This is a genomic window from Beutenbergia cavernae DSM 12333, assembly GCF_000023105.1.
GTDB lineage: Bacteria > Actinomycetota > Actinomycetes > Actinomycetales > Beutenbergiaceae > Beutenbergia > Beutenbergia cavernae.
Genome location: NC_012669.1, coordinates 1,595,516 through 1,619,578 on the forward strand (window position 1 = coordinate 1,595,516; position 24,063 = coordinate 1,619,578).

Consider the following 24,063-nt stretch of genomic DNA (forward strand, 5'->3'; position numbering starts at 1 on the left):
GTGAGCACAGCGAACAGCTCGACGACCACCCCTCCGGCCGCCGGCGGCGACCCGGACGGCGTCGTGCTCGAGGCGAGGAGTCTCGTCAAGGAGTTCCGCGCGGCCGGCGGGCGGCGGTTCGGCCACGCCGCGACGTTCCGTGCCGTCGACGACGTCTCGTTCGAGCTGCGACGCGGCCGCACGACGGCGCTCGTGGGGCAGAGCGGGTCGGGCAAGTCGACCGTCGGTCGGCTCATGGCGCAGCTGCACCCGCTGACGTCCGGGGAGATCCTGCTCGACGGCCAGCCGGTGCACGCCGTCCGGGGCAAGGCGTTCACGCGGTACTGCGGGTCGGTGCAGATGATGCTCCAGGACCCGTTCGCGTCGCTCAACCCGCTGCACCGGGTCGAGCACGTGCTCGGGCGGGTGCTCCGCATCCACGGGCACGCACGCACGCCCGAGGAGGTGCGGGAGCAGAGCCTGGCCCTGCTCGAGAGGGTGAACCTCCGGCCGTCGACGCGCTACCTCACGCGGTTCCCGCACGAGCTTTCCGGCGGTGAGCGGCAGCGCGTCTCGGTGGCGCGGGCGCTCGCCGCGCAGCCGCGGGTTCTGCTCGCCGACGAACCGGTGTCGATGCTCGACGTGACGATCCGGCGGGAGATCCTCGACCTCATCGACACGCTGCGCCGGGAGGAGCGGATCGCCGTCCTCTACATCACGCACGACCTGGGGAGCGCACGGGCGTACTCCGAGGAGACGCTGGTGATGTACCACGGCAAGGTCGTGGAGCGCGGGCCCAGCGAGCAGGTCATCTCCGACCCGCAGCACGAGTACACGCAGCGGCTGCTCGCCGCCTCGCCGGACCCCGCGCGCCGCCTCGCCCGCTGACGCCGACCCGTCGCGAGAGGTTCGTGGCCCCCTCGCGAGAGGTTCGTGGCCCCCTCGCGAGAGGTTCGTGGCCGCACCGCGAGAGGCCTCAGCGCCTCCCGCGGGCTGCTCGGCCCCCTCAGGCCGGCCCGAGCAGCAGCTCGGCGGCGGCGCGTGCGCTGACCGCCGAGCTGCCGTACGTGTGCAGCACCCGGGTCGGGGCGACGGGCGTCCCGTCCGTGCCGCTCAGCACGCCGCCCTCGCCGAGCCGCGGGTCGTCGGGCCAGCCGAGCACGACGACGACGGCGTCCGCTCGCTTCTCGAGCGTGGCCGCGAGCGCGGCTGCCTCGTCGGCGATCCGGTGCGGCGCGTCGACGACGACGACGACCTCGCCCTCCGCGCGCTCGACGGCCGCGCGGGCGCCGTCGGCGACGCTGCGCCCGTGGTCGACCTGGGTGCGCAGCTCGATCCGGTGGATCGGCGTCCGCTCGCGCAACGCCGTGCTCACGAGGTCCGCCCCGCGTCCGGCGGCGACGTTGACCGCCGAGCGTGCGTCCAGCACGGTGAGCGTCGGGGACGCGGTGACCCGGACGTCACCCGTCACGGCGCACGCCGTGGCGGCGATCTCGACGGCACCGGCGGCGTCGAGACCGGCGGAGGACGCGACCGGCGCCGTCGCCACCCAGTCCGACAGCGTCGCGACGCGACGCGCCGCCTCCTCGAGCCGCGACGCCGCGAGGTCGCCGTTCTCCACGGCACCGACGATCGCTGCGAGCACCTCGCGGTACTCGAGCTCGTCATAGCCGGCGGCGCCGGGCAGCGTGGCGTGCGCGCCGCCGTTGCCGAGGCACAGCAGGTCGACGCCGGCCGCGAGGGCGCGGACCGCCCCAGGGCCTCGCCCGTACACGGCCCGGATGGCGGCCATGTCGATGGCGTCCGTGACGACGACGCCGTCGAACCCCATGTCGCGCAGGAGGGCGATCGCTGCGGGGTTCACCGTGGCCGGCTCCTCGCCGAGGGCAGTCACGGTGATGTGCGCGGTGAGGACGGCGCGGACGCCGGCCTCGATCGCCGCGGCGAACGGCGGGAGGTGCCAGCGCTCGAGCTCGTCCATCGTGAGGTCGACGCGCGGGGAGTCGTGGTGGGAGTCGAGGTGCGTGTCGCCGTGGCCGGGGAAGTGCTTGGCGCACGCGGCGACGCCGCCCGACTGCAGCCCTGCGACGTACGCAGCGGTGTGCCGCGCCACCAGCGCCGGGTCCGCCCCGAAGGACCGGGTCCCGATGACCGGGTTGCGGGGGTCGACGTTCACGTCGGCAACCGGTGCCAGGTCGACGTCGACCCCGGCCTCGCGCAGCTCGCCGGCGATCTGCCGCGCGACCCGCCGGGTGGCGCTCTCGACGTCGTACCGCCCGAGCGCGCCGTGGCCGGGGGCGAAGGAGCCGCGCCGCGAGTGCAGCCGCGTCACCAGCCCGCCCTCCTCGTCGATGCCGATGAGCGTGCCGTCGCGGGCGTCGTGGATCTGGCCGCACAGGGCGCTCAGCTGGGCAGCGTCGGCGACGGCGCGCGCGTCGTCATCCGGTCCCGGGTCGTTCGCGGCGAGGTTGTGCCCGAACAGCACGGCGCCGGCGAGCCCGCCCTCGAGGCCTTCCTGTAACCAGTCGGGGGCGACGGTGCCGGCGAAGCCCGGCCAGATGACGGAGCGGGCCAGGCGCTCGAGCGTGGTGTCGGTCATGGGTGAACCTTATGAGCGCCGGGCACCGGCATGTCAACGAGCAACGCGTCGGAGCACACGTCCGTCATTCAGTTTCGGCCGACGCGGGCGGGATGCCGCCCGCACCCACTGATGCCACGATCGCCCCCATGGCAGCCGCGGCCGGTCCGGATCGCCCGCCGTCCGCCGTCGTGCCCGGCGAGCGCACGTTCTTCGGCCACCCGCGCGGCCTCATGACGCTCTTCGGCACGGAGCTGTGGGAGCGGTTCAGCTACTACGGGATGCGCGCCATCCTGCTGCTCTACCTCACGGACGCCATCGCGAACGGCGGCCTGGGGCTCGACGACGTCACAGGCGAGGCGCTCGTCGCCATCTACGGCAGCGCGGTGTACCTGCTGTCGGTGGCCGGCGGGTGGCGGACCGCGTCATCGGAGCGCGTCGCTCGACGCTGTACGGCGGGATCGTCATCGCCGCCGGGCACGTCTTCCTCGCCGTCCCCGGCGCCGGCTTCACGTACCTCGGCATCGTCCTCGTGGCGTGGGGCACCGGTCTGCTCAAGCCGAACGTGTCGTCGATGGTCGGTGAGCTGTACGAGCGGGACGACCCACGCCGCGACTCGGCGTTCTCGATCTTCTACATGGGCATCAACATCGGGTCGCTGTTCGCCCCGATCCTCGTCGGGATCGCCAACCAGATCGGCGGCTACCACGCCGGGTTCGCCGTCGCCGCCGTCGGCATGAGCGTCGCCCTCGTGTTCTTCGTCGCCGGTCGCCGGTTCCTGCCCGGGGCGGGCGACGACGTCCCGAACCCGATCGAGCCGCGAGAGCGGGGCAAGATCGTGCGGCTCGGCGCGATGATCGTCGGCGGTGTCGCGCTGATCTACCTCGTCGCCGTGGGTGTGGCCGGCTCGTGGGGCATCACGTCGGTGGTGGACGCACTGAGCTACCTCGCGCTGCTCGCGCCGATCCTGTACTTCGTGGTGATGTACCGCTCGCCGCGCGTGACAGACGTCGAACGGCCGCGGCTCGTGGCGTACATCCCGCTGTTCGTGGCGGCGATGGTCTTCTTCATGATCTTCGAGCAGGCGGCGACGACGTTGACGACGTTCGCGCGGGACCGGACGCAGCTCGAGCTCTTCGGCGTCGAGGTCAGCCCGGCGTTCTTCCAGTCCGTGAATCCCGCCGCGATCATCGTGCTGGCGCCGCTGTTCGCCTGGCTCTGGGTCCGGACGAGGGATCGCCCGCCGACGCCGTACAAGTTTGCGATCGGCCTGGCGCTCGCGGCGGCGTCGTTCCTGTTCCTCTCCGGCGCCTCGGCCGTCGTGGGGGAGGGGCTCGCGCCGGCGTGGGTGCTCGTCGTCGTGTACGTGGTGCAGACGCTCGGGGAGCTGTGCCTGTCGCCGGTGGGACTGGCGGCGACGACGCTGCTCGCGCCACGGGCGTTCCGGGGCCAGGCGATGGCGCTCTGGTTCCTCGCCTCGTCCGCGGGGCAGGCGATCACGGCCCAGCTCGTGCAGGTGACGGACGGTGCGTCCGACACGGCGTACTTCGGCTGGACCGGGGCCGTCGCTCTGGCGTGCGCCGGGGTGGTGTGGGCGCTGTCGCCGTGGGTCACGCGGCACGTCCGACGCGCCGACACCATGGAGGGCGTCCACACCGCCGGCGAATGAGGCGCTGGTGCCGCTCGTGGGGACCACAGGGCGGACGCCTGACCCGCCTCGTCGCGGACGCGACGTACCGTGGCGCGGCGCCCATGCGCGGGCGCGCACTCGCCTGAGGAGCTGACATGAGCCGCCCGTTGCGCTCTCGAACGTCCACCCACGGCCGCAACATGGCCGGCGCGCGCGCCCTGTGGCGTGCGACAGGCATGGGGTCCGACGACTTCGGCAAACCGATCGTGGCGATCGCGAACTCGTACACGCAGTTCGTCCCCGGGCACGTGCACCTCAAGGACATGGGCGATCTCGTGGCGTCGGCGATCCAGGAGGCGGGCGGCGTCGCGAAGGAGTTCAACACGATCGCCGTCGACGACGGCATCGCGATGGGCCACGGCGGGATGCTCTACTCGCTGCCCAGCCGCGACCTCATCGCCGATTCCGTCGAGTACATGGTGAACGCGCACTGCGCCGACGCCCTCGTGTGCATCTCGAACTGCGACAAGATCACGCCCGGCATGCTCAACGCCGCCCTCCGCCTGAACATCCCCGTGGTCTTCGTGTCCGGCGGGCCGATGGAGGCGGGCAAGGCGGTGGTGGCCGACGGCGTGGCCCGGACGCCGCTCAACCTCGTCAACGCGATCAACTACTCGGCGGACGACGACGTGTCCGACGACGCGCTGGCCCAGGTGGAGGAGAACGCCTGCCCCACGTGCGGCTCGTGCTCCGGCATGTTCACGGCGAACTCGATGAACTGCCTCACGGAGGCGCTCGGCCTGTCGCTCCCGGGCAACGGCTCGACGCTCGCCACGCACGCGGCTCGCAAGGAGCTGTTCCTCGAGGCGGGTCGCACGATCGTCGAGCTCGCTCGTCGCTACTACGACGAGGAGGACGACGGCGCCGCGCCGCGTTCCATCGCCACGAAGGCCGCATTCACGAACGCGATGGCCCTCGACGTCGCCATGGGTGGGTCGACGAACACGGTGCTGCACATCCTGGCCGCGGCACAGGAGGGCGAGGTCGACTTCACGCTGGCCGACATCGAGGGGCTCAGCCGGCGCGTGCCGTGCCTGTCGAAGGTCGCTCCCAACCACCCGAGCTTCCACATGGAGGACGTCCACCGCGCCGGGGGGATCCCTGCCCTGCTGGGCGAGCTCGACCGCGCGGGCCTGCTCGACCACGACGTCACGTCCGTGCACACGCCGACGCTGCGCGCGTGGCTGGACGACTGGGACATCCGGGGCGGACTGGCCACCGACCGGGCTGTCGAGCTGTTCCACGCGGCGCCGGGCGGGGTGCGCACGACCCAGGCGTTCTCGACGTCGAACGTCTGGGAGAGCCTGGACACGGACGCCGCCGAGGGCTGCATCCGTGACCTCGAGCACGCCTACACCGTGGAGGGCGGGCTGGCGGTGCTGCGCGGCAACCTCGCCGTCGACGGCGCCGTGTTCAAGACCGCCGGCGTCGACCCCGACGTCTTCCACTTCGTCGGGACCGCGCTGGTGTGCGAGTCGCAGGACGAGGCTGTCGAGAAGATCCTCAGCAAGCAGGTCCAGCCGGGGCACGTCGTCGTCGTGCGCTACGAGGGCCCCGCGGGCGGCCCGGGCATGCAGGAGATGCTGTACCCGACGTCGTTCCTCAAGGGTCGCGGCCTCGGCAAGGTGTGCGCGCTCATCACCGACGGACGCTTCTCGGGCGGATCCTCCGGGATCTCCGTGGGGCACGTCTCGCCCGAGGCGGCCGCGGGTGGCCTGATCGGCCTCGTCGAGGACGGCGACGAGATCGAGATCGACGTCGACACCCGGCTCATCCGCCTCAACGTCCCGGACGCGGTGCTCGCCGAGCGCCGCGCCAAGATGGAGGCACGCGAGCACCCCTGGCAGCCCGTCGGCCGCGACAGGTACGTGTCGCCGGCGCTCCAGGCGTACGCGGCGATGGCGACGTCGGCCGACCGCGGCGCCGTGCGCGACGTGTCTCTCATCCGGCGCTGACTCGATCGACGTGCGGCGTCCGGCGCCGTGCGGGATGCTCGCCGGGAGGGGGCACGCCGTCGCCCACGTCGAGGAGCCGAGCGGTGCGCGAGATCGTCGGCCGATCGCCCAAGCAGACATCGGTGCTGTGGGTCCCCGTCGGCCTCGGCCTTTTCTGGACCGGGTACTGGACGGTGCAGCTGGCCAGGGGTGACGATCGCGCGCCGATCATCGTCGCCGTTGTTGTCGCGTTCGTTGGGCTCAGCGTCGCAGTCCTGCTGAACGGCCGAACCTCGCTCGTGCTGACGGACGACGAGCTGATCCTCGAGCGGCGCCACCGCCCCCTCCGCGTCGAGCGTGCTGCGGTCCGCGCCGTTCACGGCGATGTGCCGGACCGCCCGACGTGGTCCGAGGTCGTCGTCGTCGAGCACGACTCGGGGAGCGTGCGCCTGCCGCCGATCGACGTGCCGCCGGGCACCGTGATCGAGCGCCTGCAGCGCTGGGCCGACGTCGGCGAGCGCCCCGGAACGTCGGCCCCACCGGCGACCGTCCCACGGACGTCGTCACCACCGACGGCGCACGGAGTCGGCGACCTTCCCCTGGGGCCGGATGCCTGACGTGCGCCCGCTGCCTAGGCTCGGCACATGACTGCGACCCCCGACACCGCTCCGGACATCAAGCCCCGCTCGCGCCAGGTCACCGACGGCCTGGAGGCGACCGCAGCACGGGGGATGCTCCGCGCCGTCGGCCTCGGCGACGAGGACTTCGCGAAGCCGCAGATCGGCGTCGCGAGCTCGTGGAACGAGATCACGCCGTGCAACCTGTCGCTCGACCGGCTCGCCGACGCCGTCAAGAGCGGTGTGCACGCGGCCGGCGGCTACCCGCTCGAGTTCGGCACGATCTCCGTGTCGGACGGCATCTCGATGGGCCACGAGGGGATGCACTTCTCGCTGGTGTCGCGCGAGGTGATCGCCGACTCCGTGGAGACCGTCATGCAGGCGGAGCGACTGGACGGCTCCGTGCTGCTCGCCGGGTGCGACAAGTCCCTCCCCGGGATGCTCATGGCGGCCGCGCGGCTCGACCTCGCGAGCGTGTTCCTGTACGCCGGCTCGATCATGCCCGGCTGGGTGAAGCTCTCGGACGGCACCGAGAAGGACGTGACGATCATCGACGCGTTCGAGGCCGTCGGGGCGTGCGCGCGCGGGCTCATGAGCCGCGAGGACGTCGACCGCATCGAGCGGGCCATCTGCCCCGGCGAGGGCGCGTGCGGCGGGATGTACACGGCGAACACCATGGCGTCGGTGGCCGAGGCGATGGGCATGTCGATCCCGGGATCGGCGGCGCCGCCGTCGGCCGACCGTCGCCGCGACGCGTTCGCGCACCGCAGCGGTGAGGCGGTCGTCGAGATGCTCCGGCAGGGGATCACCGCACGGCAGGTCATGACGAAGGAGGCGTTCGAGAACGCGATCGCCGTCGTCATGGCGTTCGGGGGCTCCACGAACGCCGTCCTCCACCTGCTCGCGATCGCCTACGAGGCCGAGGTGGACCTGACGCTCGGCGACTTCCAGCGCGTCGCGGCGCGGGTCCCGCACCTCGGCGATCTCAAGCCGTTCGGCCGGTACGTGATGAACGACGTCGACCGTATCGGGGGCGTCCCGGTCGTCATGAAGGCGCTGCTCGACGCCGGGCTCCTGCACGGGGACTGCCTGACCGTCACGGGGCGGACCGTCGCGGAGAACCTCGAGGCCATCGCGCCCCCTGACCCGGACGGAAAGATCCTGCGTGCGCTGGACAACCCCATCCATCGCACCGGCGGCATCAGCATCCTGCACGGCACCCTCGCGCCCGAAGGCGCCGTCGTGAAGTCCGCGGGGTTCGACTCGGACGTGTTCGAGGGCACGGCGCGCGTGTTCGACCGGGAGCGGGCCGCCATGGACGCGCTCGAGGACGGCACGATCACCGACGGCGACGTCGTCGTCATCCGGTACGAGGGGCCGAAGGGCGGCCCTGGGATGCGCGAGATGCTCGCGATCACGGGCGCCATCAAGGGCGCCGGCCTGGGCAAGACGGTGCTGCTGCTCACCGACGGCCGGTTCTCGGGCGGCACGACGGGGTTGTGTGTCGGGCACGTCGCACCGGAGGCCGTCGACGCCGGGCCGATCGCGTTCGTGCGTGACGGCGACCCGATCCGGCTCGACGTCGCGAACGCCACGCTGGACCTCCTCGTCGCCCCGGCGGAGCTCGAGGCCCGCCGCGCCGGCTGGGAGCCGCTCCCGCCCAGGTACACCCGGGGGGTGCTGGCGAAATACGCCAAGCTCGTCGGGTCGGCGTCGACGGGTGCGGTGCTGGAGTGAGGCGGGAGCCGGCTCGCGCGGCCCGGTGGGTCGCGGGATCCTGACCTGAGACCCACCGAGGAGGCCCGTCATGTCGGACGCGATCAGCCCACAGCAGTTCCACGACGCCGACGGCCTCGAGGACTGGCGCGTCCTGCTGCGCCGCGCGCACAGCGTCTTCCGGACGGGCTCGTTCGCCGTCGGCGTCGCCCTGGTCGACGCCATCGGGCGGCTCGCCGACGCCGCGAACCACCATCCCGACGTCGACCTGCGGTACTCGTGCGTGGTGGTGCGGCTGTCCTCGCACGACGTCGGCGGACTGTCCGAGCGCGACGTCGCGCTCGCGCGGGGGATCTCGCGTGCCGCGGCCGCGCTGGGGGTCACCGCGGACCCGGCCGCGACGCTCGAGCTCGAGATCGCCGTCGACGCGATGAGCCGACCCGCAGTGCGGGCGTTCTGGCACGCGGTCCTGGCCTACGACGAGGTGCCGATCCCGGGGGTCGCAGAATCCGCAGAAGCACGGGAGCTGAACGATCCGCTCGGGCACGGGCCGGCGTTCTGGTTCCAGCAGATGGACGTGCCGCGCACGGAGCGCAACCGGATCCATGTGGACGTGACGGTCCCGCACGACGTCGCGCGCGCACGGGTCGACGCCGCCCTCGCGGCCGGGGGCCGGCTCGTGTCCGCGGAGCACGCGCCCGCGTTCTGGGTCCTGGCCGACGCCGAGGGGAACGAGGCGTGCGTCTCGACCTGGCAGGGACGCGAGGCGCCGGAGCCGACGACCTGAGGAGGGCCGCTCGCACGCGTCCTGCCCGGCCGGAGGCCGCAGGATCCGCGTGATTCCGCCGATTTGCCGAGCGGCCACAGCAGTGCCTACAGTAGAGCCACTGCCCCGCACGGGAGGAACGGACGCCGGATCGGCGGACGGTCCCGAAGGCAGAACCCACCTTGAACGAACGGTCTCGGACCGGCTTCTTGAGCGGGTTGACCACCAGCACGATCTGTGACGGAAGCCTCAGGGCCCGACGTTGACGGACGTGTGGTGTGGGGGGTAGTTTGGAGAGGTTGCCCTGATGGCTGGGCCTGCTGGTTGGTGGGTGTGGTTGTTGGTGTGTGTCTGTTTCTTGAGAACTCAACAGTGTGTTTGAATCGATGCCATAGTTTTGTCCTCGTCCGTGGGGCTGGTGGCTGCTGACTTTGTTGGTGGTTGTTGGTTTTGCGGTGGGGTTCCTTTGGTTGCATGCCCTCGGTTGTGGGGGTGTGTTGCTGGGGTTTACTGTTTCGTTATTGTTCTTACCGCCTCTTTTTGGGGTGGTGGGGTTTTGACGGAGAGTTTGATCCTGGCTCAGGACGAACGCTGGCGGCGTGCTTTACACATGCAAGTCGAACGCTGATGCCCCGGGCTTGCCTGGGGTGGATGAGTGGCGAACGGGTGAGTAACACGTGAGTAACCTGCCCCAGACTCTGGGATAACTCCGGGAAACCGGGGCTAATACTGGATATGACATCCTGCTGCATGGTGGGGTGTGGAAAGGCTTGTCTGGTTTGGGATGGGCTCGCGGCCTATCAGCTTGTTGGTGGGGTGATGGCCTACCAAGGCGGTGACGGGTAGCCGGCCTGAGAGGGTGACCGGCCACACTGGGACTGAGACACGGCCCAGACTCCTACGGGAGGCAGCAGTGGGGAATATTGCACAATGGGCGCAAGCCTGATGCAGCGACGCCGCGTGAGGGATGACGGCCTTCGGGTTGTAAACCTCTTTCAGTAGGGAAGAAGCCTTCGGGTGACGGTACCTGCAGAAGAAGCGCCGGCTAACTACGTGCCAGCAGCCGCGGTAATACGTAGGGCGCAAGCGTTGTCCGGAATTATTGGGCGTAAAGAGCTCGTAGGCGGTTTGTCGCGTCTGCTGTGAAAACGCGAGGCTCAACCTCGCGCCTGCAGTGGGTACGGGCAGACTAGAGTGCGGTAGGGGAGACTGGAATTCCTGGTGTAGCGGTGGAATGCGCAGATATCAGGAGGAACACCGGTGGCGAAGGCGGGTCTCTGGGCCGTAACTGACGCTGAGGAGCGAAAGCATGGGGAGCGAACAGGATTAGATACCCTGGTAGTCCATGCCGTAAACGTTGGGCACTAGGTGTGGGGCTCATTCCACGAGTTCCGTGCCGTAGCAAACGCATTAAGTGCCCCGCCTGGGGAGTACGGCCGCAAGGCTAAAACTCAAAGGAATTGACGGGGGCCCGCACAAGCGGCGGAGCATGCGGATTAATTCGATGCAACGCGAAGAACCTTACCAAGGCTTGACATGTACGGGAAGCCACCAGAGATGGTGGTCTCTTTGGACACTCGTGCACAGGTGGTGCATGGTTGTCGTCAGCTCGTGTCGTGAGATGTTGGGTTAAGTCCCGCAACGAGCGCAACCCTCGTCCTATGTTGCCAGCACGTGATGGTGGGGACTCATAGGAGACTGCCGGGGTCAACTCGGAGGAAGGTGGGGATGACGTCAAATCATCATGCCCCTTATGTCTTGGGCTTCACGCATGCTACAATGGCCGGTACAAAGGGCTGCGATACCGTGAGGTGGAGCGAATCCCAGAAAGCCGGTCTCAGTTCGGATTGGGGTCTGCAACTCGACCCCATGAAGTCGGAGTCGCTAGTAATCGCAGATCAGCAACGCTGCGGTGAATACGTTCTCGGGCCTTGTACACACCGCCCGTCAAGTCATGAAAGTCGGTAACACCCGAAGCCCATGGCCCAACCCTTGTGGGGGGAGTGGTCGAAGGTGGGATCGGCGATTAGGACTAAGTCGTAACAAGGTAGCCGTACCGGAAGGTGCGGCTGGATCACCTCCTTTCTAAGGAGCGTCTGGCATCCTCGCGTTGGAGCTCGTGCGGTCGTTCGTGGCCGGTGGGGTTGTGGGGGTGTTCAGGGTCATGCCTCATCCGAGTGTGGTGGGGGTGGCTGCTCATGGGTGGAACATCGGTTCAGGCACGCTGTTGGGTCCTGAGGGAACAGGCGCCGGTCTGGTGGGTGCGCGCGTGTGGGGATGCCCGGGTTGGTGGGGTGTTCGTGTGCGGGTGGGCTTGCTGGGTGGGGTGTGTGTTTGCTCTGGTTGTGCCCTACATGGTTGCTCCTGCCGCGGTTGGTGGTGGGGGTGGTGTGGTTGGGGTGGTTGTTTGAGAACTGCACAGTGGACGCGAGCATCTTTGATCTTTTGTGGTCAAGTGTTTAAGAGCAAACGGTGGATGCCTTGGCATCAGGAGCCGAAGAAGGACGTGGTAGCCTGCGATAAGCCTCGGGGAGTTGGCAAACGAGCTGTGATCCGAGGGTGTCCGAATGGGGAAACCTGGCCGGAGTCATGTCCGGTTACCCGCGCCTGAATATATAGGGCGTGTGGGGGGAACGTGGGGAAGTGAAACATCTCAGTACCCACAGGAAGAGATATTCCGTGAGTAGTGGCGAGCGAAAGCGGACGAGGCTAAACCGGTGGTGTGTGATAGGCGGCGGCCGTTGCATCATCGGGGTTGTGGGACTCACCTGTTTCGTCTGCCGGCGGAGCGAGGAGTAAGAAAGCGTTGTCATAGTCGAACGGTCTTGAATGGCCGGGCGTAGTGGGTGCGACCCCCGTAGACGAAATGGCATCGCCTCCTGGTGAGGATCCCGAGTAGCACGGGGCCCGTGAAATCCCGTGTGAATCTGGCAAGACCACTTGCTAAGCCTAAATACTCCCTGATGACCGATAGCGGACAAGTACCGTGAGGGAAAGGTGAAAAGTACCCCGGGAGGGGAGTGAAATAGTACCTGAAACCGTTTGCTTACAATCCGTCGGAGCCTCCTTGGTTGGGGTGACGGCGTGCCTTTTGAAGAATGAGCCTGCGAGTTAGTGGTGCGTGGCGAGGTTAACCCGTGTGGGGAAGCCGTAGCGAAAGCGAGTCCGAATAGGGCGATTGAGTCGCGTGCTCTAGACCCGAAGCGAAGTGATCTACCCATGGGCAGGTTGAAGCGCGGGTAAGACCGTGTGGAGGACCGAACCCACCAGGGTTGAAAACCTGGGGGATGACCTGTGGGTAGGGGTGAAAGGCCAATCAAACTTCGTGATAGCTGGTTCTCCCCGAAATGCATATAGGTGCAGCGTTGCGTGTTCCTTGCCGGAGGTAGAGCTACTGGATGGCTAATGGGCCCTACCAGGTTACTGACGTCAGCCAAACTCCGAATGCCGGTAAGCCAAGCGCAGCAGTGAGACTGCGGGGGATAAGCTTCGTAGTCGAGAGGGAAACAGCCCAGACCACCAGCTAAGGCCCCTAAGCGTGTGCTAAGTGGGAAAGGATGTGGAGTTGCCCAGACAACCAGGAGGTTGGCTTAGAAGCAGCCACCCTTGAAAGAGTGCGTAATAGCTCACTGGTCAAGTGATTCCGCGCCGACAATGTAGCGGGGCTCAAGTACACCGCCGAAGCTGTGGCATCCGTACTCGTGCTCGGCCCGCCCTTGTGGTGGGTCCAGGCGTACGGATGGGTAGGGGAGCGTCGTGTGGCGAGCGAAGCCGCGGAGTGATCCAGCGGTGGACGCCACACGAGTGAGAATGCAGGCATGAGTAGCGAAAGACGGGTGAGAAACCCGTCCGCCGAATGACCAAGGGTTCCAGGGCCAGGTTAATCCGCCCTGGGTAAGTCGGGACCTAAGGCGAGGCCGACAGGCGTAGTCGATGGACAACGGGTTGATATTCCCGTACCGGCGAAGGACCGCCCATACCGAGCCCGGTGATGCTAACCACCCAAACCGTTCCACCGGACCCTTCGGGGTCCACCGGGACGGGGCGCGTGGGACCCGAACCGGTAGTAGGTAAGCGTATTAACAGGGGTGACGCATGAAGGTAGCCAGTTGGAGCGATGGTTGACTCCTTCCAAGGCTGTAGGACGCCTCCTAGGCAAATCCGGGAGGCATCAAGTCCGAGAGCTGACGGTGACCGCAACAGCGGGAATATGGTGATCCTATGGTGCCAAGAAAAGCCTCGACGCGAGGGACTAGCCGCCCGTACCCTAAACCGACTCAGGTGGTCAGGTAGAGAATACCAAGGCGATCGAGAGAATCGTGGTTAAGGAACTCGGCAAAATGCCCCCGTAACTTCGGGAGAAGGGGGGCCCGGAGCGTGAACCCACTTGCTGGGGGAGCGTGGAAGGGCCGCAGAGACCAGGGAGAAGCGACTGTTTACTAAAAACACAGGTCCGTGCGAAGTCGCAAGACGATGTATACGGACTGACGCCTGCCCGGTGCTGGAAGGTTAAGAGGACGGGTCAGCCCCTTCGGGGGGCGAAGCTCAGAATTTAAGCCCCAGTAAACGGCGGTGGTAACTATAACCATCCTAAGGTAGCGAAATTCCTTGTCGGGTAAGTTCCGACCTGCACGAATGGCGTAACGACTTCTCCGCTGTCTCAACCGCGAACTCGGCGAAATTGCACTACGAGTAAAGATGCTCGTTACGCGCAGCAGGACGGAAAGACCCCGGGACCTTTACTATAGCTTGGTATTGGTGTTCGGGACGGCTTGTGTAGGATAGGTGGGAGACTATGAAGCCCTCACGCCAGTGGGGGTGGAGTCAACGTTGAAATACCACTCTGGTCGTTCTGGATATCTAACCTCGGTCCGTGATCCGGATCAGGGACAGTGCCTGGTGGGTAGTTTAACTGGGGCGGTTGCCTCCTAAAGAGTAACGGAGGCGCCCAAAGGTTCCCTCAGCCTGGTTGGCAATCAGGTGTCGAGTGTAAGTGCACAAGGGAGCTTGACTGTGAGACCGACGGGTCGAACAGGGACGAAAGTCGGGACTAGTGACCCGGCGGTGGCTTGTGGAAGCGCCGTCGCTCATCGGATAAAAGGTACCCCGGGGATAACAGGCTGATCTTGCCCAAGAGTCCATATCGACGGCATGGTTTGGCACCTCGATGTCGGCTCGTCGCATCCTGGGGCTGGAGTCGGTCCCAAGGGTTGGGCTGTTCGCCCATTAAAGCGGCACGCGAGCTGGGTTTAGAACGTCGTGAGACAGTTCGGTCCCTATCCGCTGCGCGCGTAGGAAACTTGAGAAGGGCTGTCCTTAGTACGAGAGGACCGGGACGGACTAACCTCTGGTGTGCCAGTTGTTCCGCCAGGAGCACGGCTGGTTGGCCACGTTGGGAAGGGATAACCGCTGAAAGCATCTAAGCGGGAAGCCTGCTTCAAGATGAGGTTTCCATCACCCCTCGAGGGTGGAGAGGCTCCCAGCAGACCACTGGGTGATAGGCCGGATGTGGAAGCAGGGACTAACGACCTGCGAAGCTGACCGGTACTAATAAGCCGACCACTTACCACAACACAACATCACTGATGTGCGCGTCCACTGTGCGGTTCCCGAACCACCACCCCCGCAACCCCCAAACCCCACCACAACGGTGGACAACACAGGGGTTCGCGAGCAAGGGTGACAGTTCCATAGAGTTACGGCGGCCATAGCGAGGCGGGAAACGCCCGGTACCATTCCGAACCCGGAAGCTAAGCCCCTCAGCGCCGATGGTACTGCACGGGAGACCGTGTGGGAGAGTAGGACACCGCCGAACACCCATTCACGAAAGGGCCACCCACCAGGGTGGCCCTTTCGTCGTTTTCGGGTGAGGTCACGCACCAGGCGGGGACCTTCACCGGGCGTGAGCGTGCGGGGCTCTCCGGAGTGGGGGCATCCCGTCGTCGTTGTGCCGGCCAGCCTCAGCGGGGGCCGTGCCACGGCCACGCGGCGTGCGCCGCCCCGACGCGGCGTGCGCCGCCCCGACGCGGCGTGGCGGGCGCCCCCTCGCGGCGTGCGGCCGGCAACACCGGGCTTGCGCCGGCCGCAACAAGCGTGCGCCGGCCACACGTGGTCTGCGTCCGCCCACACCTGGCGTGCCGTCGGCGGTGCTGCTCGGCGGCGGAGGCTGGGCTGCACGGCCGTGTTCATGGACGCCGGCGAGGGTTGGAGTGCGGTCGATCGACCCGTCCAGAGCCCGGACCGTGGTCCCAGGATGCGAGACGGACCCGGGCGAGCGTGACCGCGGTGCCCGCGGGGCGTATGGTGTCGACATGCGCATGATTCAGCTCGTCGTAGTTCTTCCGGGGCGCGCGGTCGTCCTGGCTTAGACCTCGAGCACCGCGCGCGCCCCTCGACCAGCCTCACGGCCCCGGGGGGTTTTTCTATGTCCGGCATCCAGTACGCACCAAGTCCACCAGGAGTGACGATGGCCAAGGGACCCCATCCTGCGCCTCCACGTAGCTCGGGAGCAGGCACCACGCCACGCGACGTCCAGTCGCGGCCGAGGCTCAGTGCCGCCCCCGACACCACGCAGGCCGCGCAGGTCAACGAGCCGATGAACGGTGCTGCGAGCATCGTCCGGTCCCTCGAGGCGGTAGGCGCGGAGGTCATCTTCGGCATCCCCGGCGGCACCATCCTCCCGACGTACGACCCGCTGGTGGACTCCACCAAGCTCCGGCACATCCTGGTGCGGCACGAGCAGGGAGCCGGCCACGCGGCGTCCGGGTACGCCCACGTCACGGGCCGAGTGGGTGTCTGCATGGCCACGTCCGGCCCCGGGGCCACCAACCTGGTCACGGCTCTCGCCGACGTGAACATGGACTCGATCCCCGTGGTCGCGATCACCGGACAGGTGGGCGCGTCGATGATCGGCACCGACGCGTTCCAGGAGGCCGACATCGTCGGTATCACGATGCCGATCACGAAGCACTCGTTCCTCGTGACGGACCCGGACGAGATCCCGGCCCGGATTGCCGAGGCGTTCCACATCGCCTCGACGGGTCGTCCCGGGCCGGTGCTCGTCGACATCGCGAAGAGCGCGCAGCAGGCGGAGACGACGTTCCGGTGGCCGCCGGAGACGGATCTCCCGGGCTACCACCCGACGCTGAAGCCTCACCTGAAGCAGGTGCGTGAGGCGGCCCGGCTGATCGCCACGGCGCGGCGACCCGTGCTGTACGTCGGCGGCGGCGTGATCCGAGGCAACGCTAGCGCCGAGCTGCGCGCGCTGACGGACACGTCGGGTGCGCCGGTCGTCACGACGCTCATGGCGCGCGGCGCCCTGCCCGACGAGCACCCGCAGCACCTCGGCATGCCGGGCATGCACGGCACCGTGCCGGCCGTCGCGGCGCTGCAGCGGGCCGACCTCATCGTCGCGCTCGGTGCACGCTTCGACGACCGCGTGACGGGTCAGCTGTCCAGCTTCGCGCCGTCGGCGACGATCGTGCACGCCGACATCGACCCGGCAGAGATCTCGAAGAACCGCACGGCGGACGTGCCGATCGTCGGCGACATCCGCGAAGTGCTGACGGATCTCGAGGCGGAGGTGCGGCGGGAGCACGCCCAGCACGGGCTGCCGGACCTCGAGGGCTGGTGGACGCAGCTGGACTCCCTGCACGAGACCTACCCGCTCGGATGGGCGCCCACGGAGGACGGTCTGCTCGCGCCGCAGCACGTGATCTCGCGGATCGGCGCACTGACCGGACCCGACGCCGTGTACGTCGCCGGCGTCGGTCAGCACCAGATGTGGGCCGCGCAGTTCATCTCCTACGCGCGGCCTCGCTCGTGGCTCAACTCCGGCGGGCTGGGGACGATGGGCTACGCCGTCCCCGCCGCCATGGGTGCGAAGGTCGGCGAGCCCGACCGGACCGTCTGGGCGATCGACGGCGACGGGTGCTTCCAGATGACGAACCAGGAGCTCGCGACGTGCGCGATCGAGAACATCCCGATCAAGGTCGCGGTCATCAACAACTCGTCGCTCGGCATGGTGCGCCAGTGGCAGACGCTGTTCTACGACGGCCGGTACTCCCACACGGAGCTCAACACGGGTCATGAGACGCGGCGGATCCCGGACTTCGTGACGCTCGCCGAGGCATACGGATGCGTCGGACTGCGCTGCGAGCGCGAGGAGGACGTCGACGACGTCATCGCTCGCGCGAACGAGATCGACGACCGCCCTGTCGTTGTCGACTTCGTGGTGAGCCGTGACGCGATGGTGTGGCCGATGGTCGCATCGGGTGTCAGCAACGACGCGATCCAGTACGCGCGTGGGATCACGCCCGCCTGGGACCGAGAAGACTGAGCAGGGAGGACTGACTCATGACCAGACACACGTTGTCGGTGCTCGTCGAGAACAAGCCGGGCGTCCTCACGAGGGTCGCCGCGCTGTTCGCCCGCCGGGCCTTCAACATCCACTCCCTGGCGGTCGGGCCCACGGAGCATGCGGAGATCTCCCGCATCACCGTCGTCGTCGACGTCGCCGAGCACCCGCTCGAGCAGGTGACGAAGCAGCTCAACAAGCTCGTCAACGTCATCAAGATCGTCGAGCTCGAGCAGGCGAGCTCCGTGCAGCGCGAGCTGCTGCTCGTCAAGGTGAAGGCCGACGACGCGAGCCGTACCGCCGTCCTGCAGGTGGTCGAGCTGTTCCGCGCTCACGTGGTCGACGTGACGCCGGAGGCCGTGACCATCGAGGCGACCGGCGGGCCGGACAAGCTCAACGCGCTGCTCACGTCGCTCGAGCCGTACGGCGTGCGTGAGATCGTGCAGTCCGGCACGGTCGCCATCGCCCGCGGCGCCCGCTCCATGACCGACCGGGCGCTCGAGCGCATCTCGCGCGGCGCCTGAACCGAACGCATCAACACCGATCCAAGGAGAAGAATCACTGTGGCTGAGCTGTTCTACGACGACGACGCCGACCTGTCCGTCATCCAGCGCAAGAAGGTCGCCGTCATCGGTTACGGCAGCCAGGGGCACGCCCACGCGCTGAACCTGCGGGACTCGGGCGTCGACGTCCGCGTCGGGCTCCGTGAGGGGAGCGCGTCTCGCGCCAAGGCGGAGAACGAGGGTCTGAAGGTGCTCACGGTTCCCGAGGCGGTGAAGGAGGCCGACGTCGTCGTCATCCTCGCGCCGGACCAGCACCAGCGCGGCCTCTACACAGCGGACATCGAGCCGAACCTCAACCCGGGTACGACGCTCGTGTTCGGCCACGGCTTCAACATCCGGTACGGCTACATCAAGCCCTCGGCCGACCTCGACGTCGTCATGGTCGCCCCGAAGGGCCCGGGTCACCTCGTGCGTCGCGAGTACGTCGACGGCCGCGGCGTCCCGGTCATCGTCGCCGTCGAGCAGGACGCGACCGGTGGCGCCTGGGAGCTCGCGCTGTCGTATGCCAAGGCGATCGGCGGCCTGCGCGCGGCCGGCATCAAGACGACGTTCACCGAGGAGACCGAGACCGACCTGTTCGGTGAGCAGGCCGTGCTCTGCGGCGGCGTGTCACAGCTCGTCCAGTACGGGTTCGAGACGCTGACGGAGGCCGGCTACCAGCCGGAGGTCGCGTACTTCGAGGTCCTGCACGAGCTCAAGCTGATCGTCGACCTCATGTACGAGGGCGGCATCGCCAAGCAGCGCTGGAGCGTCTCCGACACGGCCGAGTACGGCGACTACGTCTCGGGCCCGCGCGTCATCGACCCGCGCGTCAAGGAGAACATGCAGGCCGTCCTCGCCGACGTGCAGAACGGCGCGTTCGCGGCGCGGTTCATCGCCGACCAGGACGCCGGCGCCCCGGAGTTCGCCGAGCTTCGCGCGAAGGGCGAGGCGCACCCGATCGAGGGCGTCGGCCGCGAGCTGCGGAAGCTGTTCGCGTGGGTGAAGCCCTCGGACAGCGACTACACGGAGGGTTCCGCCGCACGCTGACGCAGCACTCGACGAGAGGCCGGGTGCATCCGGTGGCGGTATCTGCCGCTGGATGCACCCGGCCTCGTCGCAGGTCGCCGCAGGAGCCGCACGCATCGCCGTACGCTTCCCCCATGACTCGGAGCGGCACGCACTACGGTCCGCTTCCCGAGCACCTCGCCGACGTGCAGCTTCCGGACGACGCCGGTGCGCCGGTGCTCGTGTACTTCCACGGCGGCGGGCTGGAGAGCGGCGACAAGGCCGACGCCTCGGGTCTCGTCGAGCGTCTCGTGCCGGCGGGTGTCGGCGTGGTGTCGGCGGCGTACCGCCTCTACCCGGAGGCACGATTCCCGGACTTCGTCGAGGACGCGGCCACGTGCGTGGCGTGGGTGCGGCACACGTGGCCCGACCGTCCTCTGCTCGTCGGCGGCAGCTCGGCGGGCGCTTACCTGGCGATGATGATGTGCTTCGACGAGCGATGGCTCGCGGCGGCCGGAGCCGACGTCGCCGACGTCGTGGGGTGGGTGTTCGACGCCGGTCAGCCCACGACGCACTTCAACGTACTGCGCGAGCGCGGGCTCGACCCGAGGCGCGTCGTCGTCGACGAGGCATCGCCGCTCTATCACGTCGGGACACGCGGGGAGCTGGCACCGGTCCTGCTGGTGCTCGCCAGCGAGGACGTCGCGGGCCGCCTCGAGCAGACGAACGTCCTCCTCGCGACGCTCCGCGAGCTCGGCCTCGCGGAACGGGTTCGCGTGGAGGTCATGGAGGGGTACCAGCACTCCGCCTATCTCGGCGAACCGGAAGGGCTGTCGAGATTCGCGGACCTGGCGCTCGAACTCGTCCGGAGGAGCGTCGCGGCGGCGACCTGACGCCTCGCCGACGACGGCGGTGTCGGTGGCGCCCGATAGCGTGTGCCCGTGCGGCGGGTGGAGAAGGTGCAGCGGATCGGTGACGTGCTGGACGAGCTCTACCCGGAGCCGCCGATACCGCTCGATCACGTCAATCCGTACACGCTCCTGGTGGCCGTCGCGCTGTCGGCGCAGACCACCGACAAGAAGGTCAACGAGATCACTCCCGCACTGTTTGCGCTCGCGCCGACGGCGGCCCAGATGTACGAGCTCGGCCCCGAGCGGATCCTCGAGCTGATCCGCGAGGTCGGGCTCGCGCCGACGAAGGCGCGCAACCTCTGGACGGCGGCCGGCCAGATCGTGGAGGCCGGCGGCGAGCTGGTGCCGGAGTGGGAGTTCCTGGAGGGGCTGGCGGGGGTCGGCCACAAGACCGCGAGCGTCGTCATGGCGCAGGCGTTCGGCGTGCCCGCGTTCCCGGTGGACACCCACATCTTCCGGCTGGCCCGCCGGTGGGGGCTGTCTCGCGGCACCACTGTGGAACGTGTGGAGGCTGACCTCAAGAAGGCGTTCCCGCGCGAGACCTGGGTCCGCCGGCACCTGCAGATCATCTACTTCGGGCGCGAGTACTGCCCGGCGCAGCGGCACGTGTTCGCCACGTGCCCGATCTGCTCGTTCGCCGCCACCAAGGCGCAGGAGCTGGCCGAGGCGAAGGCACGGGCAGCGAAGAAGGGACGCAAGGCAGCGCCGAGCGACGCGTGACCGCCGAGGCGTCCGGCAGCGTCAGCAACGGGGTCGATCCGGGAGCGCATAGCTCCCGAATCGACCCGCTCACGGGTCGTGGACGGGGAGCCGATAGGGTCGGCGCGTGGGCCATGACGCACACCCGGACGCCGGCCGGCCGGTCCTCGGCACGGTCGACCAGAGCGACCTGACGCGTGGCTGGACGGGCCTCGTGCTGCGCACCGCGCACGCCGAGGTGACGCTCCTGCCGGAGCAGGGCTGCGACGTCTACGCATTCGTGGACAGGCGCACCGGCGTCGACGTCCTCTGGAAGACGCCGTGGGCGATGCCGCCGCGCGGGTCCGGCCGCTGGAACGCCGAGGACGAACCCGAGTGGCTCGAGCGCTACCCCGGCGGTTGGCAGGTGCTGCTGCCCAACGGCGGTGCCGCGTCCCGCCTGCCGGGCGACGTCACGTGGGGCTTCCACGGCGAGGCGTCGCGGATCCCGTGGGAGGTCGTCGCGACCGGGGACGACGGCGGCACCGGCGGACCGGCGGTGGCGGACGACGACGGAGCGCGCCTCCCGCACGATGCCGCACCCTGGGCGGAGCTCACCACGCGCCTCACCCGCTCCCCGCTGCGGCTGCACCGCCGGGTGGACCTCCGCGGCACGACCCTGGGCATCACGGAGTCCGTGACGAACACCGGTCCGGACCCCATCGAGGTCATGTGGTCGCACCACCCGGCGTTCGGCGCGCCGTTGATCGCGGAGGGCACCACGATCGAGGCCGGCGCCCGGACGGTCGTCGCCGACGCACGCGAGCCGGGCACCGACCTGGTGCCCGGATCACGGCACGACTGGCCGCTCGCCCGCACGAGGACCGGCGCCGACGTCGACCTCTCGGTCATCCCCGCCGCGCCCCGCGCCACGCTCGCCTACCTCACGGACCTGACCGGCGACGCCGCCACCGTCACGATCGCGAACGCCGAGCTCGACCTCGGGGTGACGCTGCGCTGGGACCCCACCACGTTCCCGCACGCGTGGCTGTGGCAGGAGCTGCACGCGCACCCTGGCGCGCCGTGGTGGCGCGAGGCCTACGTGTGCGCCGTCGAACCCGCGAGCACGATCCCCGGGCACGGGATCGCGCACGCCCGCGACGTCGGCGCACCGCTGCACCGCATCGACGCGGGCGCGACGAGCACGACCCGGATCGAGGCCGTGCTCGTCCAACCCTCGGTCGAGTCATGACCGCCCGGGTGTTCGTGGACGGCACGCTCAGCCGGCCCCAGCTCGACCACCCGGAGGGCATCGCCGTCCACCCCGACGGCAGCGTCTGGTGCGGCGGCGAGCACGGTCAGCTGTACCGCATCGAACCGGACGGCTCGAGCTTCACCGAGGTCGCGAGCACCGACGGGTTCCTGCTCGGTCTCGCGTTCGGGCCGGACGAGACGCTGTACGCGTGCGACCTGCGGCACCGCTGTGTGTGGCGCTACGACACGGCGACGGGCGACCTCACGGAGGTGACCCGCGGCGGGACCGGCACGCTCGAGACCCCGAACGCCGTCGTCGTCGCCCCCGACGGCACGCTGTACGTCTCCGACTCGGGCACCCAGGGCGCGCGCGACGGGCGCGTCTTCCGCTTCGGCCCCGACGGCAGCGGCGGCCCCTGGTTCACCCAGCCGCTCGACTTCGCGAACGGCGTCGCCCTCGCCGCGGACGGCGGCGCGCTCTACGTCGCCGAGACGTTCCGGCCGGGCATCACGCGCATCCCGATCGGCGACGACGGCGAACCGGGCGCCGCGCAGAGCGTCGTCGAGCTGCCGGGCGTGCTGCCCGACGGCGTCACGCTCGGCCCCGACGGCCGGCTGTACGTCGGCTGCTACGAGCCGAGCCGCATCCTCCGGGTGGACCCGAGCACCGGCGAGACGGAGGTGCTGGTGGACGACCCCACGGCTCACCTGCTGTGCCACCCGACGAACACGGCGTTCCGCGGCGGCGACCTGTTCTCGAGCAACCTCGGGCGCTGGCACGTGACGCTCGTCGAGGGGGTCTGCGCAGCGCCGTCGGGCAGACTGTCCCGGTGACCGAACCCCAGCCGCAGGACCTCGAGCGTGACGCCGAGCTCGAGGCGTTCTGGGCGGACGCCCGCACCCGCGGCAACACGAACCGGCTCGAGGCCCTCGTGGGCGCGAACCCGCGGGGGAGCGTGCGTCCCCCGGCGTGGTCGTTCGCCGCCGACGCGGCGACCGCCGATCTCATGCTCGAGCAGCTGCTCGACGGCTCGCGCACGGCAGTGACGTCGCTCGAGCTCGCCGACGACGGCGACGCCGTCGTCCCCGAACCCGGCGACCTTGCGATCGTGCTGGACGGCGAGGGCCACCCACGCGCGCTCGTGCGGACGGTGCGCGTCGTGACCGTGCGGTATGCGGACGTCGACGAGGCGACGGCGCGCGCCGACGGCGCCGCGGACGTCGAGCAGTGGCGGCGGGACAACGCTGCCGTCCTCGCGTCGGCCCTTGGCCCTGGTGAGGAGATCGGTGACGACTCCCTGGTCGTCGTCGAGCATCTGCAGCGGGTCTACCCCGCCCGGCCGCGACGCTCCGGGGGCGATGGATGACGGAGCCGAGCGAGCCCGGCGAGGGTGGGCAGCGGGGCTCAGCGTGGTCCGCGCGCCTCCAACGCACGGGCGGGGCGATCGACGCGCGGACGGCTGAGGCGGCGCGGCGGCTGGCCGTCCCGATCGCCCGGACGACGCGAGTGCTGCGCATCCCGTCGTGGCTCTTCGGCTTCGGCGCGAGCGTGCCGCCGCTGGCGCTCGTCCCGCTCGCGCTGTCGTGGCAGCTCTGGCCGAAGGTCGTCGGCCTCACCGTGTGCGCCGCGGCGATCGTCGTCGTGGCGTGGTTCTGGTACCGCCGGCTCGCGATGCTGCGCGCCGTGCGCGACGTCGACGCCTTCACGGGCGAGACCGCCCACCTGCTGAGCGTGACCGACCTCGGCGGGGAGGTGTACTCGCGGCTGGAGGCCGCGGCGCAGCGCGGAGGGATCGGCCTCATGCGCCGGATGGCCGCGATCTGGAGGGTCATCCAGATCCCGTCCGTGCTGGCCGACCACATCGAGGAGCATCCGCGGGTCCGCTGGTTCGTCCCGCCCCGCCTGCTGACGACGTGGACGCTCGTCGTCGCGACCGCGTGGGTGGGCGTCGTCGGCTGGGTGCTCGTCGCCGTCGCCTACCCGCTGTCCGCGACCCCGGTGCTGTAGATCCGCACGCGCCGACGCGCGATCCA

The 24,063-nt window shown here is 69.0% G+C and carries 16 protein-coding genes and 3 rRNA genes; 18 read left to right on the forward strand and 1 reads right to left on the reverse strand.

What is annotated here, in order from left to right:
* Positions 1-867 carry an ABC transporter ATP-binding protein gene (locus BCAV_RS07040; RefSeq protein WP_245528966.1) on the forward strand — a complete coding sequence of 289 codons (867 nt, stop codon included), beginning with the start codon at positions 1-3 and terminating at the stop codon, positions 865-867.
* A gap of 118 nt (positions 868-985) precedes the next feature.
* Here BCAV_RS07040 and BCAV_RS07045 read toward each other — a convergent pair whose 3' ends face one another.
* Positions 986-2,578, reverse strand: coding sequence for a glycoside hydrolase family 3 protein (locus tag BCAV_RS07045; protein ID WP_015881901.1), 1,593 nt, complete (start codon positions 2,576-2,578; stop codon positions 986-988).
* 391 nt (positions 2,579-2,969) lie between these two features.
* On the opposite strand from BCAV_RS07045, the gene BCAV_RS07050 reads away from it, so the two are divergent.
* The 17 genes from BCAV_RS07050 to BCAV_RS07130 all read left to right on the forward strand — a co-directional run bounded on the left by BCAV_RS07050 (position 2,970) and on the right by BCAV_RS07130 (position 24,037).
* Complete coding sequence (locus BCAV_RS07050) at positions 2,970-4,226, forward strand: peptide MFS transporter (RefSeq protein WP_245528967.1); 1,257 nt, start codon at positions 2,970-2,972, stop codon at positions 4,224-4,226.
* 116 nt (positions 4,227-4,342) lie between these two features.
* Complete coding sequence (gene ilvD, locus BCAV_RS07055) at positions 4,343-6,202, forward strand: dihydroxy-acid dehydratase (protein WP_015881902.1); 1,860 nt, start codon at positions 4,343-4,345, stop codon at positions 6,200-6,202.
* A gap of 83 nt (positions 6,203-6,285) precedes the next feature.
* Complete coding sequence (locus tag BCAV_RS07060; protein ID WP_015881903.1) at positions 6,286-6,798, forward strand: hypothetical protein; 513 nt, start codon at positions 6,286-6,288, stop codon at positions 6,796-6,798.
* 27 nt (positions 6,799-6,825) lie between these two features.
* Positions 6,826-8,535, forward strand: a complete 1,710-nt coding sequence (gene ilvD / locus BCAV_RS07065) for a dihydroxy-acid dehydratase (RefSeq protein ID WP_015881904.1) — start codon at positions 6,826-6,828, stop codon at positions 8,533-8,535.
* A 70-nt stretch (positions 8,536-8,605) separates the two neighbouring features.
* The gene (locus tag BCAV_RS07070) at positions 8,606-9,301 is read left to right on the forward strand and encodes a VOC family protein (RefSeq protein ID WP_015881905.1); all 696 of its coding nucleotides are present in this window, start codon (positions 8,606-8,608) and stop codon (positions 9,299-9,301) included.
* A 535-nt stretch (positions 9,302-9,836) separates the two neighbouring features.
* A 16S ribosomal RNA gene (locus tag BCAV_RS07075) occupies positions 9,837-11,365 on the forward strand.
* A 364-nt stretch (positions 11,366-11,729) separates the two neighbouring features.
* Positions 11,730-14,850 (forward strand): 23S ribosomal RNA (locus BCAV_RS07080).
* Between the two features lie 127 nt (positions 14,851-14,977).
* Positions 14,978-15,095: ribosomal RNA gene (gene rrf / locus BCAV_RS07085) — 5S ribosomal RNA — on the forward strand.
* The 16S, 23S and 5S rRNA genes sit together here, the layout of an rRNA operon.
* A gap of 651 nt (positions 15,096-15,746) precedes the next feature.
* Positions 15,747-17,618, forward strand: coding sequence for an acetolactate synthase large subunit (locus BCAV_RS07090; protein WP_015881906.1), 1,872 nt, complete (start codon positions 15,747-15,749; stop codon positions 17,616-17,618).
* Positions 17,619-17,635: 17 nt separating this feature from the next.
* Complete coding sequence (gene ilvN, locus BCAV_RS07095) at positions 17,636-18,160, forward strand: acetolactate synthase small subunit (RefSeq protein ID WP_015881907.1); 525 nt, start codon at positions 17,636-17,638, stop codon at positions 18,158-18,160.
* 39 nt (positions 18,161-18,199) lie between these two features.
* Positions 18,200-19,228: a ketol-acid reductoisomerase gene (gene ilvC, locus BCAV_RS07100; RefSeq protein WP_015881908.1), complete on the forward strand. Its 1,029-nt coding sequence runs from the start codon at positions 18,200-18,202 to the stop codon at positions 19,226-19,228.
* Between the two features lie 113 nt (positions 19,229-19,341).
* Positions 19,342-20,079, forward strand: a complete 738-nt coding sequence (locus BCAV_RS07105) for an alpha/beta hydrolase (protein ID WP_015881909.1) — start codon at positions 19,342-19,344, stop codon at positions 20,077-20,079.
* Between the two features lie 48 nt (positions 20,080-20,127).
* Complete coding sequence (locus BCAV_RS07110; RefSeq protein WP_050761823.1) at positions 20,128-20,817, forward strand: endonuclease III domain-containing protein; 690 nt, start codon at positions 20,128-20,130, stop codon at positions 20,815-20,817.
* 106 nt (positions 20,818-20,923) lie between these two features.
* Positions 20,924-22,027, forward strand: a complete 1,104-nt coding sequence (locus BCAV_RS07115) for an aldose 1-epimerase (RefSeq protein WP_015881911.1) — start codon at positions 20,924-20,926, stop codon at positions 22,025-22,027.
* Complete coding sequence (locus BCAV_RS07120; protein WP_015881912.1) at positions 22,024-22,863, forward strand: SMP-30/gluconolactonase/LRE family protein; 840 nt, start codon at positions 22,024-22,026, stop codon at positions 22,861-22,863. The genes BCAV_RS07115 and BCAV_RS07120 overlap by 4 nt, the downstream gene beginning before the upstream one ends.
* Positions 22,860-23,396 (forward strand): ASCH domain-containing protein, encoded by a 537-nt coding sequence (locus tag BCAV_RS07125; protein ID WP_015881913.1) that lies wholly within the window; start codon positions 22,860-22,862, stop codon positions 23,394-23,396. Before BCAV_RS07120 ends, BCAV_RS07125 begins: the two co-directional genes overlap by 4 nt.
* Positions 23,393-24,037, forward strand: coding sequence for a hypothetical protein (locus BCAV_RS07130; RefSeq protein ID WP_015881914.1), 645 nt, complete (start codon positions 23,393-23,395; stop codon positions 24,035-24,037). The genes BCAV_RS07125 and BCAV_RS07130 overlap by 4 nt, the downstream gene beginning before the upstream one ends.
* Positions 24,038-24,063 lie beyond the last annotated feature (26 nt).

Bases quoted from the DNA above. Each gene is read 5' to 3' on its own strand.
- BCAV_RS07045 (WP_015881901.1), bottom strand. From the start codon at position 2,578: ATGACCGACACCACGCTCGAGCGCCTGGCCCGCTCCGTCATCTGGCCG.
- ilvD (WP_015881902.1), top strand. From the start codon at position 4,343: ATGAGCCGCCCGTTGCGCTCTCGAACGTCCACCCACGGCCGCAACATG.
- ilvD (WP_015881904.1), top strand. From the start codon at position 6,826: ATGACTGCGACCCCCGACACCGCTCCGGACATCAAGCCCCGCTCGCGC.
- BCAV_RS07070 (WP_015881905.1), top strand. From the start codon at position 8,606: ATGTCGGACGCGATCAGCCCACAGCAGTTCCACGACGCCGACGGCCTC.
- BCAV_RS07090 (WP_015881906.1), top strand. From the start codon at position 15,747: ATGGCCAAGGGACCCCATCCTGCGCCTCCACGTAGCTCGGGAGCAGGC.
- ilvN (WP_015881907.1), top strand. From the start codon at position 17,636: ATGACCAGACACACGTTGTCGGTGCTCGTCGAGAACAAGCCGGGCGTC.
- BCAV_RS07105 (WP_015881909.1), top strand. From the start codon at position 19,342: ATGACTCGGAGCGGCACGCACTACGGTCCGCTTCCCGAGCACCTCGCC.
- BCAV_RS07120 (WP_015881912.1), top strand. From the start codon at position 22,024: ATGACCGCCCGGGTGTTCGTGGACGGCACGCTCAGCCGGCCCCAGCTC.
- BCAV_RS07130 (WP_015881914.1), top strand. From the start codon at position 23,393: ATGACGGAGCCGAGCGAGCCCGGCGAGGGTGGGCAGCGGGGCTCAGCG.